The organism is Acinetobacter lwoffii, assembly GCF_024129685.1.
Taxonomy (GTDB): Bacteria; Pseudomonadota; Gammaproteobacteria; order Pseudomonadales; family Moraxellaceae; genus Acinetobacter; species Acinetobacter lwoffii_X.
This window is the reverse complement of sequence record NZ_JAMXXL010000016.1, coordinates 21,705-41,689: the sequence shown is the minus strand read 5'-3', so window position 1 is coordinate 41,689 and position 19,985 is coordinate 21,705. Positions and strand designations below refer to the sequence as shown.

Below are 19,985 nucleotides of genomic sequence, written 5' to 3'. Positions count from 1 at the left end.
TCAGGGCTGCATCAATCAAGCGTTATGAATGTTTTAGTTGCTGGATTACAGTAGCCAGATCTGCTTCGGCAAAGCCTTGAGCCTGATGGGCCTGTAACTGTGATAATGCCTGAGTCGCGACTGGAACATCCAGATCAAAGCTTTGTGCCAGTTGCACGGCATTATTCAGATCCTTGGATAAGGTCTGTACTTTCCATTGCACCGGTTCAAAAGTTTGCGTGGCCATACGCGGTGCCAGAATCTGAAAAGGTTTGGAGTCGGCAAAACCACCCGCCAGCGCAGGCGCCAGTAAACGGGTATCCACCCCGGCAAGTCCAGCCAAGGCAACCGCTTCTGCAATCAGGGTGCTATTGGCAGCCACAATCAGCTGATTACAGATTTTGGTCGCCTGACCGGTACCCGTATCCCCCATACGGGTGACACGCTGGGAAAGTACTGCATAGATCGGATTAAGATTTTCAATCGTCGTGGCATCACCACCCGCAAAAATCACCAGACTGCCTTGTTCGGCTCCAACTGTACCGCCTGAAACCGGAGAGTCAATCCAGGTTACTTTCTTAGCCTGTGCTTGTGCAGCAAGTATTTGGGTTTGCTGTACTGAAAGGCTGGAGAAATCTACAATCACTTGCTCTGCAACCAAATACGGTTCGATCTGAGCAAAAACAGATTGCACTGCATGATCATCTGCCAAGCAGCTGAGAATGACCGGATAATTGGCAATCTGGTCTAAAGACAGCGCAGTCGCGCCCTGATCCAGCAAGGGCTCACAGGCTGCTGGTGTGCGATTCCAGACCGCTACCTGAAAACCTGCCTGAAGCAGACGTGTGGCCATACGAGTGCCCATCAGCCCCATCCCTAAGAAGGCAATTTTAGTATCAAGATTCAACTGCATGCTTTGGTTTATTCCTTTCCTGGATTCAGACTTGGTTTATTTGTACTGGCGTGGCACAAACTGAATATCTGGGTTTTTGTCTTTTTTACGAGCCAATTGACTATTTTTACCCAGTAATAATTTCAGCTGCCAGATTTTTTCCATACGCAGGGATTTATTTGGATGATGCTGCATGGCATCTAGTACAAATTTAGAGGCCATCAGCGCATCTGGAGAGCGTTGCAGCATTTCTTCAGCCAAGGCTTGTGCTCTAGCTAAAGGTTGTTGATCGACATGGGTGATCAGACCGATTTCTTTGGCATATTCACCATCAAAAATCCGGGCAGTTAAGGTCAGTTCTTTGGCCAGATCAATCCCAATCAGGCCTTTCAGTGAACGGCTGAGTCCCATGTCTGGCACCAGTCCCCAACGAGTTTCCATAATCGACATTTTGGTGTCAGGATGGGCAATGCGGATATCTGCGGCCAGAGCAAGCTGCATCCCGGCACCAAAACAGAAGCCCTCCATTGCGGCAATCACCGGAACTGGTAATTCTTGCCAGACCAGAAATGCTTTTTGAAATAAGCTTTGACCAGGACGAATCAGTTCCCATGCGGCATAAGCACGATTTTTAGGATTATTTAAATCTGCCAGATCAATACCGGCACTAAAGACCTGGGCCTCGCCAGTTAAAATCACACAACGGATGCTTTTATCTTTTTTGATTTTCTGTGCAGTCGCGACCAGTTCGCGCAGCAGGGCAAAGCTCATGGCATTGCGTTTATCCGGACGATTCAGTGTAACAGTGGCAATGCCGTTATTTTTTTCCAAGCGCACGAGTGACATGGCATTCTTCCTTACTTTTCCTGGCTTGAGCATAGCATGCAGCCTTTAGGCTTGCATGACAGCTCAGTCACACTTCTTAAGTCATGGACTGAGCCACTTCAGAGGTTTAATTCAAATGTTGCTTCAAAATTTGCTGGGCAGCCTGTTCAACCTGTTCAACCACGGCTTTGAGTTCATCAAAATATTTCAGCACGTCCTGAACAAAGTTTTCATCGGCCTTACGGCGTTCTTTGCGCAGGGTTGAAACGAACTGTTCAAAGCCACCGGTGACTTTCTGTAAAGTCGGTGCACCGACATAGCGGGTCGCGCCGTATAAACGATGCAGCACATGTTCCAGTTGTGGGAAATCTTCCAGTTCAATCAGTTGCTGCATTTCATCGAGTTCATCCGCAAAGCTGTCCACCAGCATGCGTAACAGATCTACCGCCAGATCTTCCTTATTGGCTGCCAGTTGCAGGCTTTGCTGCCAGTCCAGAATATTTGGATCCAGAGCATCAATCACATTGGCACGTTCCAGTACCGGAATCCGTTTAAAATGCTCGGTGGTCCAGTGCGTCAAAATTTGGATAATCTGCTCGATCTGGATCGGCTTGGTGACATAATCATCCATGCCGTTTTGCAGCAGTTTATGTTTTTCATCAGAAAGTGCATGCGCCGTCAGTGCAATAATCGGCAGGCGGCTATGATTTTCAAAGGTCGATTCCAGCGAGCGAATAGCACGGGTGGTATCGATCCCCGACATGACTGGCATCTGAATGTCCATAAAGACCAGATCAAATGCTGGCTGTTCCTGTTCATAACGGCGCTGAATAATATCGATCGCTTCCTGCCCGCTGAGGGCTTTGGTCGTAGTGACATTGAGTTCACCCAGCAATGCTTCCAGAACAATCAGGTTGGGTAAGTGATCATCCACGGCCAGAATATGCAGGCCTTGACCATTAAATTCTTCATGCTGTTCCTGGTCGAAGACCGGCTGATTGCCGAGTAACTGAATCAGCGCGCTGCGGCTGAGTGGCTGATGCAGGGCACGGGCACGATGGTCATTGAGCATGCTTGGATCCAGTTGCATCTGATAACCATAGACAGCCAGATGACCCTGATAACGTGAACGGATTTCGCGTAACAAGACTTCACTGTCACCACTATGATCGACGATCAGCCAGGTATTTTCGCTATTCTGTAAATGATTCAGACGGCTAAACAGATCCAGAATTGATGCACATTCAATATGTTTAACCTGATAATTTTCCAGATAATGCCGCAGCACATTCGCAGTTGCCGGATGTGCAAGATAAGACACCACGGTCAATTCGCTAAAATCTGGATGCTCAATCACGGTATCTTCATCGACCAGGAACTGGGCAGTAAACCAGAAAGTAGAGCCTTTTTCGGTTGGAGCACGTTCCTGATTGTCTTCAAAACCAATCTGGCCATGCATCAGGCTGACCAGCTGTTTGGAAATTGCCAGACCAAGACCGGTACCGCCAAACTGACGGGTCACCGAGGTATCACCCTGCGAGAAGGACTCAAACAGCTTTTTACGGTCGGTACCACTCAGGCCAATGCCGCTATCCTGTACACTAAAATGCAGCACACACTGATCCATTCCATCATGTTCCATGCGTGCCCGGACAATGATTTCTCCATCCGGAGTGAATTTGATCGCATTGGAAATCAGGTTGGTCAGAATCTGTTTAAATCGTAGCGCATCACCAATAATGTGTTTTGGCACACCATCTGCATAATAGAAGGCCATATCAATATGTTTTTGTGCTGCCAGAGGTGACAACATGTCCATCACATCAAAAATCGCTTCTTCCAGATCAAAAGGTGCCGTTTCCAGTTCCAGTTTGCCGGCATCAATTTTGGAAAAATCCAGAACATCATTGATCAGTGCCAGCAAATGCGCCGAAGACTTACGAATGGTCTGCAAATACAGGCTCTGCTCGTTGCTGAGATTGCCCTGACGTAACAACAGATGAATAAAACCATCAATACTGTTCAGCGGGGTGCGCAATTCATGGGAAATATTGGCCAGAAACACCGACTTGGCCTGGTTGGCCGAGATCGCCTGGTCGCGTGCCTGACGATAGGTAATATTCTGGACTTCTAAAGTGTCGAGGGTGCGGCGTAAATCGTCTTCGGTCTGTTCGGTATGTTCACGCAGTTCCAGAAAGCTGAAATGCAAACGTTTCACCACATTGGCGATATCACGTTGCAATAAACGCAGCTCGCCGGTGCTGTTAATCACCATATGCTGGCCGAGGGTATCGGCATTCAGGCGTTGCAATTGCATGCGAATCTCATACATTGGGGCGATCCAGCGCCGTGAGTAGAAATTCAAGCAAAGTAATAACAATAATAAGGTCAGTAATCCGGTCGCAATCAGTACGATCAGTACTCGGTAACGGGCAATTGCTAGCGGCTGGTTATCCAGTTCGATCGCCAGCCAGCCGGTAGAAAAAGTGTTTTCATTCACTTTAATGGCATAGATATGATTATCTTGATGCAGAATCGGACCAACAAAATTGCCGCTTTTCTCAAATTCTGGCCAAGGCGCCTGTTCCTGAAAACCAATGCCCAAACGGTTCTTGCCATTTTCATCCAGAACTGCTGCCCGAACCAGATGCTTTTCATTCAGCATGTTCTGCATGGCGTTGTGAGCCTGGTCATATTGCCATGGATACAGATTCAAGATATCCAGTGCATATTCTGAGGTGCCTTGAAAACGGGTGAGAATCGCAATGGCCATCTGCTTCTGCTGGGCACGTGCGGCATTCGAGGTCTCAGTCAACACCAGCATGGCACCGACACAGGCCAAAATGGTAATCGGCACAAAAATCAGCGCAATCAGCTGTCCATAGGCATGATTTAAGTGTAGGCGTTTAAACAGCTTTTTGTTGATCGTTGACATGATTTAAGCAGTATTTTCTTTATGCCTGGCATATTAGCATGCTTTAAATCGACAGTTAAAATTTAAGCATAATTTTTATAAAGCTTCGGATTAGCAGTTAAAAATACAAGAGATTTCAGTTAATTTTGCTCAGGTACAGCAAGACTAAGACGCACGAAATTTCAATCTGTAAAAGTGCCAGACTGAAATAGTATTTTCATCTTCATTAGCGAGCTGCTTCACCTGGCTAAATTATCGGGAAATGTAGTTTATGGCTTGATAGTGTGTGAGTTTTAATGAGTTTTCTGAAAAAGCCTTGCTAAATGGGTGCAGGGAAAAGCATTTTTTCATACAATAGCCGCACCTCGATATAGGTGCAAATAATGAGTAATACCATCCCTGATTTTCAAGCAGATGAATTTTTGTTAGACCATTATGTAGGCAAAACGCCGCTGGTGCGTTTACAGCGTCTGGCAAGTCACACTCAAGCTACAGTACTCGCGAAACTCGAAGGCAATAACCCAGCAGGTTCGGTCAAAGACCGTCCGGCCTATAATATGATCATGCAGGCCGAGAAGCGTGGGCAGATCAAACCGGGTGACACCCTGATTGAGGCAACGAGCGGAAATACGGGGATTGCATTGGCGATGGTCGCAGCAATGCGTGGCTATAAAATGAAGCTGATCATGCCGAATAATATGAGTCAGGAACGTAAGGACGCGATGCGTGCGTATGGTGCCGAGCTAATTGAAGTAACCAAAGAGCAGGGCATGGAAGGTGCACGTGATCTTGCTGCTCAAATGCAGAGTGATGGTGTGGGTCTGGTGCTGAATCAGTTCGGAAATCCGGACAATGTCGAAGCGCATTACCTGACCACGGGTCCAGAAATCTGGCAGCAAACCGGTGGCAAAATTACCCATTTTGTCAGTTCTATGGGTACCACCGGCACCATCATGGGTGTGTCGAAATACCTGAAAGAAATGAATCCTGATATTCAGATCGTCGGTTTACAGCCATCTGATGGTTCAAGCATTGCCGGAATCCGTCGCTGGCCAGAAGAATATCTGCCAACCATTTTCGACCGCAGCCGAGTCGATCGCATTATTGATATTCCACAAATCGAAGCTGAAAAAACCATGCGTAAGCTGGCACAGAAAGAAGGCATCAGTGCCGGAACCTCTTCTGGTGGGGCAGTGTGGGCCTCGATTAAACTGGCGGAAGAACATCCGGATGCAGTGATTGTGTGTATTATCTGTGACCGTGGTGACCGTTACTTGTCTACAGGGTTATTCTCTGTACAAGATCCTGAATAATTATTTGAGCACTGTTTTATGCGCCTGCCTGTTTTAACTTTCGATATTGAAACCCAAACCGATCTCAAATCAGGCGCGCATCTGTTTGGTCTGGACCTGCCCGAAGCAGATCTGGATCAGGCCTTGACCAAATTACGCCGTCAGGATTCAGGCTCAGATTTTCAGCGTTTGCCGCTGCATGAAATCGTCTGTATTTCCGGTTTGTGGATGGATGAGCAGGGCATCAAGCTGTTTTCGTTTAGCCGAGAACAGCATTCTGAAGCAGAAATTTTGAAAAAATTCTTGTCGATTTTTGACAAGCGCCATCCGACTCTAGTGAGTTGGAACGGCTCACAGTTTGATTTACCAGTGATTTTATACCGCGCCATGTATCATGGGCTCTCTGCACCGAGTCTGTTCGATCAGGGCGAAATTGATACGCAAAAGCGTTATAATAACTACCAGAATCGTTACCATCATCGTCATGTTGACCTGATGGATGTGATGGCCATGTTTCATGCCCGTCATTTCCAGAAGCTGGATGATGTTGCACATTTGCTGGGCTATCCAGGCAAGCGCGGTGACGGAGCCTATCGGGTTCCGGAATATGTCCGCAATCAGCAATGGACCGAACTGACGTCTTATTGTGAAGGTGATGTCCTGAATACCTGGCTGGTGTATATCCGCTGGTTGCTGTTAAAAGGCCAGCTGTTACTGCCGGATTATCAGCATCTGCTGCAAAGCACGATTCAATATTTGCATACTCAACCGCAGCATGCGGACTTTTTATCAGTTTGGCGTGAGACTTCGCAACGAACTGAATTTACCCAATTTGATTTTCCCATCTCCACACCCTAGGTTTTCATGAAACATCGAGCACAAGCACGTCCTATCCAGCAACCCGAGTACATTTTTCAGGTTGAGTCACTATCGCATGAGGGACGTGGCATCGCTCATTATGGTTCACATCCGGATCATCCGCAGCATAAACATGGCAAGAAAGTCTTTATCCGTTATGCCTTGCCGGGTGAAACCGTGCGTGCCCGCATTACCCGCGAAGTTAAGAAGCTAGAAGAAGCCGACAGTCTTGAATTGTTGAGCGATGCTTCTGAGATTCGCGTGAAGCCGGTGTGTCCACATTTTGGGATTTGCGGTGGCTGTAATATGCAGCATATCGCTGCGGATGCGCAGATTGAACTGAAACAGAATGTGCTGAAATCGCATCTTCAGCATTTTGCTGGAATCCAGCCCGATCAATGGCTACCGCCTTTACGTTCACAACGTGAAGATTATCGCCGTAAAGCGCGAATCGGGGTGCGTTATCTGCCTTCCAAGGATCAGCTGGTGGTGGGCTTTCGTGAAAATCAGTCCAACAAACTCACGTCGATTGATCGCTGTATGATCTTGGATCGCGAGTTTGGCTCGGTTACAGGTCTTAAACAATTGCTGCAAGGTCTCAATGGTAAGGCTGACATCGGTCATATAGAATTGGCCATGGGGGATCAGGACATTGCGCTGCTAGTGCGTGAAACTGCAAAATTATCTGCCGATGATGTCAACCAATTGCGCGAATTTACGTTACAGAAAGGCTGGCAACTGTATCTGCAGCCTGCCGGCAAAGAAACGCTCTCGCGGATAGATGATCCAGAAGCATCTGCACGCTTACACTATGGTCTTGATGACTTTGATGTGAAATTCGGCTTTAATCCTCTGGACTTTACTCAGGTAAATTCAAGCATCAATCCGCAAATGGTACGATTGGCATGTGATTTGCTTCAGCTACAACAGGGTGAACGGGTTCTGGATCTGTTTTGTGGATTAGGAAACTTTTCTTTGCCGCTGGCGCGCTGTGTTGGTGCGTCGGGTCAGGTGATTGCGGTCGAGGGAAGTGATGAAATGGTTCGACGTGGTGCGGAAAATGCCAAAAACAATGGTATTGCACAAATATCGTTCTATTCACAAGATTTAACCAAAGATTTCTCGCACCACACTTGGGCAAATCAAGGTTTTGATGCATTATTAATCGACCCGCCACGTGCCGGGGCAGAAGAAGTGATGCATTATATCCCTCAGTTTGGAGCTAAAAGAATCGTTTATGTGTCATGTAATCCTGCGACACTCGCCAGAGATGCAGGACTCTTGGTACAACAGGGCTATCGTCTCACCCAAGCGGGCGTGATGGATATGTTTACACATACTGGACATGTTGAATCAATCGCATTGTTCGAAAAAGAAAATCAAATAAACGATTAAAGAAATGATGTTTTTAAAAGTAGGAGACGGGTATGGTCACAGTACGTGAGCAACTCCCTGGACGACTCAATGAGTTGTCACAGGAGACGACTGTAGAACATGCCGAACAAGCACACCAGGATCTGACTGAATGGTTGGATCGGGTTCGTGGCATATTAGATGGCGCACCTTTAACGCAGCTCGAAGAAGTCGCCCACTTAACATTAGAAAGAGAGCTGCAAAGTACGGTTCAGCACCGCTCCAATACCTTTTATACCGGTATTGAGATGGCGGATATTCTGGCGCATCTGCATGTCGATGAAGATACTTTGTCCGCAGCCATGCTGTATCGTGCTGTTCGTGAAGGCGTCATGCCACTCAGTGAAGTATTGGAACAGTTCGGCGAACAGGTGCATAGCCTGGTCAAAGGTACGCTTGCCATGGGTAAGCTGTCTGAGCTGATCGAAAAAAATAAACGCCTGGAAGATCATTTCAATAATAACCAGCGTGAACATCTGTCTGGCATTTACAAAATGCTGATCTCGGTCACCGAAGATGTACGGGTTGTTCTGGTCAAGCTGGCCGAACGTACCTATGCCTTGCGTGAACTGGCCAATTCCTCGCGTGAGCGTCAGGAACGGGTGGCCCGAGAAATTCTGACCATTTACTCGCCACTGGCACACCGCTTGGGCATTGCCCAGCTGAAATGGGAGCTGGAAGATCTGGCGTTCCGTTATCTTGCGCCGGAACGTTATAAAGAAATTGCTTCCTTACTGAATGAAAAGCGTCTGGAGCGTGAACAGTATATTCAGTTTGTGATTGATAAATTACGCAATGAATTGGCCGAACATGGTATCGAAGCTGAAATTAATGGCCGGGTGAAACACATTTATTCGATTTATCGAAAAATGAAAAGCAAGAACCTGAGCTTTGACCAGCTCTATGATATTCGTGCGCTACGGGTACTGGTGAAAAGTGTACCGGAGTGTTACCACACTTTAGGTATTGTGCATCAGATCTGGCGCCACATTCCGCATCAGTTTGATGACTATATTACCAATCCGAAAGCCAATGGTTATCGTTCTTTACATACTGCGGTGATTGCCGAGAATAAGTCACTTGAAGTGCAGATTCGTACTCATGCAATGCATGACGAAGCTGAACTTGGGGTGTGTTCACACTTTAATTATAAAGAAGGCGCGAAAACCACAGATCGCTCCTTTAACCATCGTCTGCATTCCTTACGTGCGGTACTTGAGCATTATCAAGAACGTAATGAAAGCAGTGCACATAAAGAATCTGAAGATGAAATAGAGAATTTTGAGCATATTCAAGATTTTGAAGGCTTTGAAAAGATCTATGTGTTTAGTCGTGATGGCGATATCAAAGAGCTACCACGTGATTCGACCGTACTCGACTTTGCTTATCATGTGCATACCGAGGTCGGGAACAAGTGCTATGCCGCACGGGTGAATCAGCGCTATGTGCCACTCACTTATACCCTGAAAACAGGTGAGCAGGTCGAGATTTTGACCAAAAAAGACCGGGAACCGAATCGGGACTGGTTGGTCAATTCATTAGGTTATATCAAGACTGCCCGTGCGCGGGACAAGCTGCGTCACTGGTTCCGTCAGCAGGATCGTAGCAAGAACCTGGAAGTCGGCCGTGAAGTACTGAACAAAGAATTGTCACGTCTGGCAATTCATCCGAAATCGATTGATCTGAGTGATTATTGCAACCACTTCAATGTCAAAACCGGTGATGACATTCTGGTGAATCTGGTCAATGGTGATATCAGCCTGCATGCCCTGATTAATCAGGTGAACCGTCACATGCATCTGGATCAGGACGAGCCTGAGCTGGTGCTGAAACCTGCCTTGAACCCGCGTGCCAGTCATACACTGTCAGCGCACGGGATTCTGATCGACGGTTTAGATAACGTGGAACTGCATGTCGCGCAATGTTGCCAACCGGTGCATGGTGAATCGATCGCTGGCTATATCACTCTGAATCGTGGAGTGAGCATTCATAAGGTGGCCTGTCCGGACTATGTGCGCATGATCACCCAAGAGCCTGAGCGTGCGGTAGAAGCCGATTGGGAAATGCAGCCGACTCGTGGTCAGAGCGTACAGATTGTGGTGGAAGCTTATGATCGACGCGGTTTGCTCAAAGATCTCACGCAAGTGATTTTCTCGGATCAGATCAATATCCGTCAGGTGAATACCATTTCGGAAGCGGATGGTATTGCCAATATGAAGCTGCTGATTGAAGTCAAAGGTCTGGCACAACTTTCCAAGCTGCTGGCCCGTCTTGAGCAGCAACCGGGAATTATCAGCGCGCGTCGTCTGGTACAGGGTACTTAATTCCTGTTACCTAAGTTTAAAAAGCCTGCAATTCAATTGCGGGCTTTTTTATTGTAAGGTATTTGAATCACATGCATAAAAAATAGACCAGCAAACCAAAATGAGCGCGACCGAAATATTTGAACGTAGACGAAATAATCTGGCCAAGGTGATTGATTTGCTGATCGAGACGCAGCAATTTAAAACCGGCAAAGAGATCTGTGAACATTTCGGCTTGTCAGCCTCATATATTGCGCAATTGCTGAATAGCAAACGCCAGATCGGCGAGAAAGCAGCAAGGGAGTTGGAACAACAACTGGGTCTAGATGTGCTCATTCTAGATCAGTCGACTGAACCAAAAGTTGAATTAGCTCCGGTTCCAGCGCAAGGTACTCTGTTTCAAATGCAGGTAATAGAACAGCAGGCATTTGCACTTATCTCCCTGGATTCAGCGCTCTCATTCAATCAGGATATTTTTCATCTGCAAGCACAGCATTATGCGATTCAGGTAGCAGGGCCGTATTATTTTCCCAGCTTAAAATCAGGTTGGTGGCTGATTTGTGACAAACAGGCCGGGTTGCCAATTTCATGCATGCTCTGTATATATCTGGTCAATGGCCTGCAGCTAATTTTGCAGTTGGTGAGCGAAGCTCAGGATCATTATGAATTCCAAAGCCTGGATGAACACCGACAGGTGATTTTTCAAAAAACCGATATTGAGAAAATCCATCCAGTCATTTCGATTATTCCCACTGCCACATATTCAAACAGCAGAAATAATTCAGCCCATCATAAGACGGGCTGAACGATGAACATGAAACAGAACAGATTATGGAATCTGGTTCTCGTCTTCAAATTCTGGCTTCACCTGAACAATAAAGTCCTGACGGTTTAGACCACGCCACAAGGCAAAGGCTGTACCAATATAGATCGACGAATAGGTCCCGACAAAGACACCAACAAACATCGCGATCGAGAACCATTTCAGACCATCACCACCCATCAGCATCATGGCAAGCACCACGAGCAATAAGGTCATAGAGGTATGAATGGTACGACGCAGGGTTTCAGTCAGGGCAATGTTAATGATTTCGACCGGTTCTGCACCACGAATCTTACGGAAGTTCTCACGGATACGGTCAGAGACCACGATATTATCATTCAGTGAGAAACCGATGATTGCAAGGAGTGCCGCAAGTACAGTGAGGTCAAATGGCCACTGCATCATCGCAAAAATCCCGAGGGTAACGACGATATCATGGAACAGTGACAATACTGCACCCATAGCCAGCTTGACCTCAAAGCGGATGGTGACATAGACCAGCATCAGCAGGAGCGCAAGTGCCACAGCACCGCCAGAACGGACATAGAGCTCATTACCGACCTGTCCACCTACGACATCAACCTTCGGTACTTCTGCCGCATTATTTGGCAGTTGAACTGCGGCTGTAACAGCTTTGGTCAGGTCTTCAGCTTCGATATCTTCCTGAACCGGCATACGCACCATCAGGTCACGTTCAGAACCTAAAGTCTGAACCACAGCATCATTAAAGCCTGCCTGGTTCAATGCCTTGGATACATCTTCAGGTTTGACCGGATTGGTATAGTTTAATTCGGCTGCCACACCACCGGTAAAGTCTAAACCGAGGTTCAGGCCTTTGGTGGCAATAAAGAAGATACTCGCAACGGTTAAGAGGATTGAAAACAATGCCGCAGGCATCGCAATCTTCATAAACGGAATAATGCGTTCGTCTTCCGGGCGACCGTACTGTTTTTGATTCAGTTGAGTATTTTCAGTCATCAGTGATCTCCTTAAATGCTCAACTTTTTCAAGTTACGTTTTTTGCCATAAATGAGCTGTACCACGGCACGCGTTACTGTAATGGCAGTAAACATCGAGCAGACAATACCAATCATCAGGGTTACGGCAAAGCCTTTGATCGGACCTGTACCAATCGCGAACAGAATGAACGCCACCAGGAATGTGGTCAAGTTCGAGTCGAAAATGGTGTTATAGGCACGATCATAACCGGCCACAATCGCCTGTTTCGGCGAAGCCCCCCATTTCATTTCTTCCCGTATTCGCTCACAGATCAGTACGTTGGCATCGACTGCCATACCAATGGTAATGACGATACCAGCAATACCAGGAAGGGTAAGGGAAGCACCAATCCAGGACATGACTGTCAGAATCATCGCCAGGTTAAAGACCAGGGCAAAGTTGGCAATCACACCAAACAGACGGAAGAATACCACCATCCAGATGGCAACCAGAAGGAAACCGATCTGAGTTGAAAGTACACCTTTATCGATGTTTTCTTGACCCAGACTTGGACCAATCACACGTTCTTCTACAAAGTACATTGGCGCAGCCAATGCACCTGCACGCAGCATCAAGGCAAGTTCAGCAGCTTCTTGCGGTGAGTCCAGACCGGTAATACGGAACTGAGAACCCAGTACTGCCTGAATGGTTGCAGCGTTAATGACCACAGATTCGGTATACGGTGTACGCACTTCAGTTTGCGTACCGGTCGCAGGGTCTTCAACATAGTTAATGCGCTGTTTGTTCTCGATGAACAAGACGGCCATACGTTTGCCGACTGCATTACGGGTCGCATCTGCCATCAGCTTACCGCCTGCGCTGTCCAGGGTAATGTTCACTTCTGCACCGCCTGTGTCCTGGCTAAAGCCACTGGATGCATTCTGAACACGTTCACCGGTTAAGATACGGTTACGGTTCAGGAGGAGCTGACGACCACTGTCCAATGATTCATAAGCAAATACTTCTGTGCCTGGTGGCAATGCACCCGTTGCCTGACCAGTATATGGATCAATGTATTGATCATTCTGGTCAGAAACTAAACGGAATTCCAGGTTCGCAGTACGACCCAGGACACGTTTCGCTTCAGCGGTATCCTGTACACCAGGAAGCTCAACCACAATACGGTTGCTGCCCTGGGTTTGAACCAATGCTTCTGCCACCCCTAACTCGTTAATACGGTTACGTAAAGTGGTCAAGTTCTGATTGACAGCATAAGATTCAATTTCTTGCTTACGCACATCGGTATAGTTCAAACGTAAAGTCGAACCGGTCTCGGTCGCAACAGCCTGCTGGGTAAACTCATTGCCATTACGGCGCAAGAAGTCCATCGTTGCAGAACGATCATCATTGTTGGCAAACTGCATCACAATGGTGTTGTTGCTTAAATTCAGGCTATTAAATTTCAGGTTGTTATCACGCAACTGACGACGTAGATCCGTCGCAGAGGTTTCCATACGCTGGGAAATGGCCTTGTCCATATCCACTTCAAGCAAGAAGTGAACACCACCACGTAAATCCAGGCCAAGCTTCATTGGTTTGGCACCAATTTTTTGCAGCCATTCTGGGGTGGTCGGGGCAAGGTTCAATGCAACCACGTAATCATCACCTAAACCACGACGTAAAGCCTCTTTAGCTTTAAGCTGCGATTCACTTGAATCTACACGTAATAAAGCTGCATTGTTGCCAAAGCTATTGTCATGGGTGGCAAGATTTTCAGTTTTTAAAATTTGCTCTGCTTTTTGTACGATGCTTGCATCAATTTGAGTACCGGCTTTGGCACCCGAAATCTGTACAGCAGGTTCATCTGGATACAAACTTGGCAGGGCATATAAGGTACTGATCACCAGGACAACCAGGATCAGTACATATTTCCATGCTGGGTAACGCATTCGTTTTCTTCTTAAAATGAAAAAGTCGTGCGAGGGCACGACTATTTTTGATTAAAGGTTATTTAAAGTGCCTTCAGGGAGGACTGAAATCACACTTGCACGTTGAACTTTGACTTCTACACCACGGCTCAATTCAACCACTGCGAAGTCACCTTCAATCTTGGTGATTTTGCCCATTAATCCGCCTGCAAATACCACTTCACTGCCAACGCCAAGGCTGTCGACCAAAGCACGGTGTTCTTTGGCACGTTTAGATTGAGGACGCCAGATCAAGAAATAGAAGATTGCAATAAAAACAGCAATCATCAAAAGGTTCGCCATCATGCTTGGTTGTTGTGCAGCTTCACCTGCAGCGTGAGCAGTCGAAATAAAAAGGCTCATTACATTTTCCTAAAATAAAAAACTGGTGATCAACTCGATAATAAATTGACATATTCTTGCAATTTACATTGTCTTTTTCCTCAGCGCAAATACTGATGGATTAATCTTGCGGACAAGGTGGCACTTCCAGGCCACGGCGGGCATAAAAGTCATGAACAAATTCGTCAAATGTACCGTTGTCTAATGCATCACGCATCGCTTCAGTCAAACGCAGGTAATAGCGCAGATTATGAATTGTACCGAGCATAGAGCCGAGCATTTCTCCACATTTCTCAAGATGGAATAAATAGGCACGGGTAAAGTTCTGGCAGGTATAGCAGTCGCAATGCGGATCGAGTGGACTCTGGTCATGACGATATTTACTATTACGGATCCGCACCAAGCCGTCTGTCACAAAATAGTGACCGTTACGTGCATTTCGGGTTGGCATCACGCAGTCAAACATATCCACACCACGACGTACCGCTTCCACAATATCTTCAGGCTTGCCGACACCCATCAAATAACGCGGTTTGTCTGCAGGCATTTTCTCTGGAAGATAATCCAGAACCTTGATCATTTCTTCTTTTGGTTCGCCCACGGACAGGCCGCCAATCGCATAACCATCAAAGTCGATTTCAAGCAGGCCTTTTAAAGATTCATCACGTAAATCTTCATACATGCCGCCTTGAATAATGCCGAACAGCGCATTACGGTTTTTCAGCACGTCATGATGCTGGGTTTTACAGCGTTTGGCCCAGCGTAGAGAAAGTTGCAAAGATTTTTGTGCTTCTTCATGCGTCGCAGGGTACGGGGTACATTCATCAAAAATCATTACAATGTCAGAATTCAGCGTATGCTGAATATCCATTGAAATTTCAGGAGATAAAAATACTTTTGAACCATCAATCGGCGAGCGGAAGGTCACACCTTCTTCTTTAATTTTACGCATTGCGCCCAGACTGAAGACCTGGAAGCCGCCTGAATCGGTCAAAATGGGACTATTCCATTTCATAAATCCGTGCAGGCCGCCATGTTCACGAATTACATCCAGTCCTGGACGTAGATACAAATGGAAAGTATTGCCCAGAATGACTTGAGATTTGATCTCTTTAATGTCGCGTGGCAACAGGCCCTTGACCGTACCATACGTACCCACAGGCATGAACATCGGGGTTTCCACCACACCATGTTCAAGCGTTAAACGACCACGACGGGCACGGCCCGACTGACCTAATTTTTCAAACTTCATAGGAGTTCCACATCAAGGCGAAAAAACAGTTCGCTGATTGTTATAGCTAAAGGGCGCTATTTTCCTTGATTCTTACACTAAACGCCAGCATTGTAGAGCATTCGCTCTGTAATTTTATTTATCGCTGAAGCTAGAGAACATCCGGAGATATTGGCGGATGGGCAGAAAACTGCTGCAAGCGCTGCTGGATATCTTCCCGGCTAAGGGCGCAGCTGCCATCCGGCTCAGAGGCCATTGCAGCGATATGCTGGATCAGTTTCTGGATATAAATATTGCTATCGACAAAGTAGGATTCCAAGGTCAGCAAATAGGCATCTTGTGCTACTTGCAGATAATCATAAGGTTCCATCACCAGCATCTGCTCCAGATCAATCAGAATATCCTTGTCGTTTTGCGAGAGTTTCAAACGTTTCTGCATGGCAGGTAAATGAGTAGTTTGTCTGGATGCCAGAAATTCCTGTAAATGAATATGCTCAGGATTAAGTGTCTGCGCAGATTGACATTCAAATTCGACTTGGGTCGGCAGGCTCATGAAAAACAGGATGCCATCCAGATCCAAACCATAGCTTTCAGAAAGGCGCTGTTTGGCTTGTTTAAAACTATCCAGCAATAAATCCAGATGCGTCGCGTGCAGCTGTTTTTGCTGTGCCAATACCGGATGGCCAAAGCTGTGCTGGGTTTTAAAATAATCGGCCAACAAGGTTTTAAAGGGGATAAGTCCTGAGTCGAGCGAAGCATGTGCTCGATAACGCCATTTCCCGATATTCCAGCGATCCTGTTCAGCCAGATATTGCTGTGGATCTTCCGGATCTTTAAAAATACTGCGTTCAGTCGAGATCGCCAGATCATCCAGCAGTAAAAATTCGTCAAAGACCAGACTACAGGCATAGATTTGATCATCCTGATAATGGTCGTATAACCGATAAAATTCCTCGACCAGCGTCTGTTGCAAGCGCTCTAAATAATCCAGCATAATTTTTATTCTTTATTTTATAAGTTTTAGACAGGTACAGCCGCACCCTTGGCTATTTTTATAATAAGGTGATGTGCCAAGGATGCAAAATTTTATCAGATCTTGCTGTTCACTCAGTAAAAGTTCGGACGGTAATCAAAATTCTGAGTCACGCTTTGATCACGGAATGGACGTACCACTTTTTTTCTGAGCAACATATTGTTAATGATGTTGTGCGGAAAAATCTGGATCTGGTTATTAAACAGCTCGACATTGCGATTATAAATGGTAATCGCAGCACCGACATTTTCATTCTGTTCTTCAATTTCAGCCATCATTTTCAGATAGATGTCATTGGCTTTCAGTTCCGGATAATTTTCAATCACCACATTCAGGCTATGCATTAACTGTTTGTTCAGACTTTCAATGCGTTGTAACTGTCCAATATCAGCATCCTTAATATTCAGATTCATGATGTTCTGACGCAGTTCGGTGACTTTTTCTAGCGTGCCTTTTTCGAAACTCGAGTATTGCTCGACTAGCGGTTGCAGCCCGTCCAGAATTTTCAGTTTTTGCCGTTCATAACTGGCGACATCCGACCAGGCGCGAATCGTGGCGTTGTGATGACGGACAATACTGTTGCGGATCATGATAATCGCGACAATCAGTGCCACAATGATCAAACATAAAATCAAAAATCCCATCCGAGATCTCCCCAAGCTATATCTATATTTTAAAAATGATGCGAAAAATTTATTTTAAAAACTGCAGCAGATCATGTTGTAAGTTTTCGAGCTGTTTTAATTTAAACGTTCTCAGGTGGCCGCGCAATGTGGAAATATCGCTAATATTCTGCTGCTTGCTCGATACCTGAAATAAATCATGGGGCCCTAGATAGCACAGCATCTTATTTTCTGGGTGAAACAGTAAATCACCCTGACGCTGTTCAAAAAAGTCGGCCAGTCGCAGCACAAAACCCGGACTGAGTAATTTGGCAGTTTGCAGCGGATCACTGCCATAAAAGCTTAATCTCTGGTTGGTGCGAATATCGCTGCTGTGCCAGGGATGGCTATAAGGATAATAAAATTTCTTTCTGGAAGTCGTAACGGCCAGTCCCTGAATCTGGATATCAAACACAAATACGCCCCACAGGTCTTTATGGACCTGCATCAGTTTGACTGGCTGACCTTCCTTATTTCGGGCCTGTACTTCATCAATATAGTGGTATTGGAACAGTAGCACCTGATGTTGCTGGCCATTTTCATCTTCCCAGACCGTGCTGGCATAACGCTGAATCTCATTACTCAACGAACCTTGATTGAATACTGGAAATAATTGTTTTAAATGCCGGATAAAGTGCAGGGGATTGAGTGGCATGGAAATATGCAGTGGCTGTTTTTGAAAGGCAAGCTGATATTTTTTGGCCAGTGCCTGTTCTTCCAGAAAAGCAATGACTTCCTCTAAGGGCTGCTGCTGTTCATAGCAAATATAGGCCCAGAAGATACAGAGACAGCCGAGAAAAACACTGCCCTGAATCCAGATATTTCCCGGCGCAATAAAAATGCTGCCAATCAGAAAAAGCCCAATTCCGGCAAGCGCAAGCGGCAGGTTATTTTCAAACTTGAGCGTAATCGGGCCATTCCAGGGATGCAGCCCATCCAGCAATTGCTGATGCGTTTTGGCCTGTTGACCCAGATCCCAAAGCCGAGCGATATTTTGAAACACCACTGCATTTTTCTTGCGGCGAATATGAATGGACTGTTGTACAGACTCGATCGGCATGGGCAATGGTTCTCGCTTATTTCGCCTGATCAATCAGCATGGCATCGCCATAACTGAAGAAGCGATACTGGCTGTCTACTGCATGCTTATAAGCATTGAGAATATTGTCACGATTGGACAAGGCAGACACAAGCATTAACAGGGTCGATTCTGGTAAATGGAAGTTAGTGATCAAACGATCGACCACTTTAAACTGATAACCCGGATAGATGAAAATCTGGGTATCACCTGTCCAGGCTGCCAGTTCACCGTTATGTGCTTGTGCTGCACTTTCGACTGCACGGGTGGCAGTCGTGCCTACAGAAATGACTTTATTACCGCGGGCTTTAGTCTGACGAATCATCTCGACCGCAGTTTCAGGGACGTCGCACCATTCGCTGTGCATGATGTGATTTTGAATATCATCGGTACGCACTGGCAGGAAAGTACCTGCACCAACATGTAGGGTCACAAAAGTTTTTTGAATCCCTTTGGCTTCCAATTTTGCCAACAGATCGGCATCAAAATGCAGGCTGGCAGTAGGTGCTGCAACGCTGGCCAGTTTGGTTGGGTCATTAAACACGGTTTGATAACGTTCAGTATCAATCTCTTCCGCTTCACGGTTGAAATAAGGCGGAATCGGCAAGGCGCCGTATTGATCCAGCACATCGAGAATTGGTTGTGAAAATTCTACAATAAACAGATTTTCATGACGGCCTTGTACGGTCACTTTCACTGCATCCGGGCCAATAAAAAGTTCTGCACCGGCTTTCGGAGTGTTGCTGGCCTTAATATGACAATAGGCAATAAAGCGATCTTGCATACGCTCAACCAGCACTTCTACCGCACCGCCTGAAGCACGTTTACCTTTTAAACGGGCCTTCATGACTTTGGTGTCGTTTAATACCAACAAGTCGCCGTCTTCAAGTAAATCCAGAATATCGGTAAATTGATGGTCATGATATTGACCTTGGGCATCGAGGTGCAACAGGCGAGAGGCACTGCGTGTTTCCAGTGGGTAGCGAGCAATCAGCTCATCGGGAAGATCAAAATTAAAATCAGAAAGTTGCATGATGATTTACGCTAAAAAAACTGCGGCTAGTATAAACTTTTTTCTTTTTTATGGCGGGAATTGCTCGATTTTAAAACGAAAAAATGCGATTTGTTTTAAAAATAAACAAATGAAAATATTCTGCGTTGACAGTGCTGAGAAATCGCGTATTATACCTTTCATCCACTCCCGAGGTGGTGAAATTGGTAGACGCGGCGGACTCAAAATCCGCTGTCAGAGATGACGTGTCGGTTCGAGTCCGACCCTCGGGACCAAAATTCTAAAAAACCCCAAGCACATTCAGTCTTGGGGTTTTTTATTGTCTGAAAAATAATAACCTGTTTCTTTTTATCTGCTCTTCAAAATTATCTTCTTGATTTAAAAGATAGCTTGTGAAAATAACACTGCATAGAACTGCTTAA

Annotated in this window: 16 protein-coding genes and 1 tRNA gene; 6 read left to right on the top strand and 11 right to left on the bottom strand. The window is 46.1% G+C overall.

The window, feature by feature from the left end:
* Positions 1-22: 22 nt before the first annotated feature.
* The 3 genes from NI464_RS09210 to NI464_RS09200 form a co-directional block, all read right to left on the bottom strand.
* Complete coding sequence (locus NI464_RS09210) at positions 23-892, bottom strand: NAD(P)-dependent oxidoreductase (protein WP_253138211.1); 870 nt, start codon at positions 890-892, stop codon at positions 23-25.
* 36 nt (positions 893-928) lie between these two features.
* Complete coding sequence (locus tag NI464_RS09205; RefSeq protein ID WP_071851623.1) at positions 929-1,717, bottom strand: crotonase/enoyl-CoA hydratase family protein; 789 nt, start codon at positions 1,715-1,717, stop codon at positions 929-931.
* 106 nt (positions 1,718-1,823) lie between these two features.
* Entirely contained in the window at positions 1,824-4,631 is a 2,808-nt protein-coding gene (locus tag NI464_RS09200) for a GacS-like sensor histidine kinase (RefSeq protein WP_004645149.1), read from the bottom strand.
* Between the two features lie 362 nt (positions 4,632-4,993).
* On the opposite strand from NI464_RS09200, the gene cysM reads away from it, so the two are divergent.
* The 5 genes from cysM to NI464_RS09175 all read left to right on the top strand — a co-directional run bounded on the left by cysM (position 4,994) and on the right by NI464_RS09175 (position 11,281).
* Positions 4,994-5,923, top strand: coding sequence for a cysteine synthase CysM (gene cysM, locus NI464_RS09195; RefSeq protein WP_253138210.1), 930 nt, complete (start codon positions 4,994-4,996; stop codon positions 5,921-5,923).
* A gap of 18 nt (positions 5,924-5,941) precedes the next feature.
* Positions 5,942-6,760, top strand: coding sequence for a 3'-5' exonuclease (locus tag NI464_RS09190; protein WP_004281650.1), 819 nt, complete (start codon positions 5,942-5,944; stop codon positions 6,758-6,760).
* Positions 6,761-6,766: 6 nt separating this feature from the next.
* Positions 6,767-8,155 carry a 23S rRNA (uracil(1939)-C(5))-methyltransferase RlmD gene (rlmD, locus tag NI464_RS09185; protein WP_004281651.1) on the top strand — a complete coding sequence of 463 codons (1,389 nt, stop codon included), beginning with the start codon at positions 6,767-6,769 and terminating at the stop codon, positions 8,153-8,155.
* Between the two features lie 32 nt (positions 8,156-8,187).
* Positions 8,188-10,497 (top strand): RelA/SpoT family protein, encoded by a 2,310-nt coding sequence (locus tag NI464_RS09180; protein ID WP_044110572.1) that lies wholly within the window; start codon positions 8,188-8,190, stop codon positions 10,495-10,497.
* A gap of 100 nt (positions 10,498-10,597) precedes the next feature.
* On the top strand, positions 10,598-11,281 hold the full coding sequence (locus tag NI464_RS09175; RefSeq protein WP_247144099.1) for a hypothetical protein: 684 nt from the start codon (positions 10,598-10,600) through the stop codon (positions 11,279-11,281).
* A gap of 24 nt (positions 11,282-11,305) precedes the next feature.
* Here the strand turns inward: NI464_RS09175 and secF are convergent, their stop codons facing one another.
* The 8 genes from secF to queA form a co-directional block, all read right to left on the bottom strand.
* On the bottom strand, positions 11,306-12,280 hold the full coding sequence (secF, locus tag NI464_RS09170; protein WP_171066787.1) for a protein translocase subunit SecF: 975 nt from the start codon (positions 12,278-12,280) through the stop codon (positions 11,306-11,308).
* Positions 12,281-12,288: 8 nt separating this feature from the next.
* The gene (gene secD, locus NI464_RS09165) at positions 12,289-14,187 is read right to left on the bottom strand and encodes a protein translocase subunit SecD (RefSeq protein WP_253138209.1); all 1,899 of its coding nucleotides are present in this window, start codon (positions 14,185-14,187) and stop codon (positions 12,289-12,291) included.
* A gap of 51 nt (positions 14,188-14,238) precedes the next feature.
* On the bottom strand, positions 14,239-14,568 hold the full coding sequence (yajC, locus tag NI464_RS09160) for a preprotein translocase subunit YajC (RefSeq protein ID WP_004645158.1): 330 nt from the start codon (positions 14,566-14,568) through the stop codon (positions 14,239-14,241).
* A 100-nt stretch (positions 14,569-14,668) separates the two neighbouring features.
* Complete coding sequence (gene tgt, locus NI464_RS09155) at positions 14,669-15,799, bottom strand: tRNA guanosine(34) transglycosylase Tgt (protein ID WP_005252828.1); 1,131 nt, start codon at positions 15,797-15,799, stop codon at positions 14,669-14,671.
* Positions 15,800-15,929: 130 nt separating this feature from the next.
* Positions 15,930-16,772 (bottom strand): DUF4303 domain-containing protein, encoded by an 843-nt coding sequence (locus NI464_RS09150; RefSeq protein ID WP_253138208.1) that lies wholly within the window; start codon positions 16,770-16,772, stop codon positions 15,930-15,932.
* A 113-nt stretch (positions 16,773-16,885) separates the two neighbouring features.
* Positions 16,886-17,455 (bottom strand): LemA family protein, encoded by a 570-nt coding sequence (locus NI464_RS09145; RefSeq protein WP_253138207.1) that lies wholly within the window; start codon positions 17,453-17,455, stop codon positions 16,886-16,888.
* Between the two features lie 49 nt (positions 17,456-17,504).
* Entirely contained in the window at positions 17,505-18,533 is a 1,029-nt protein-coding gene (locus tag NI464_RS09140) for a hypothetical protein (RefSeq protein ID WP_005106091.1), read from the bottom strand.
* Between the two features lie 16 nt (positions 18,534-18,549).
* Entirely contained in the window at positions 18,550-19,584 is a 1,035-nt protein-coding gene (queA, locus tag NI464_RS09135) for a tRNA preQ1(34) S-adenosylmethionine ribosyltransferase-isomerase QueA (protein ID WP_005106092.1), read from the bottom strand.
* 167 nt (positions 19,585-19,751) lie between these two features.
* Here queA and NI464_RS09130 point away from each other — a divergent pair.
* A tRNA-Leu gene (locus NI464_RS09130) sits at positions 19,752-19,838 on the top strand.
* Positions 19,839-19,985: the final 147 nt, after the last annotated feature.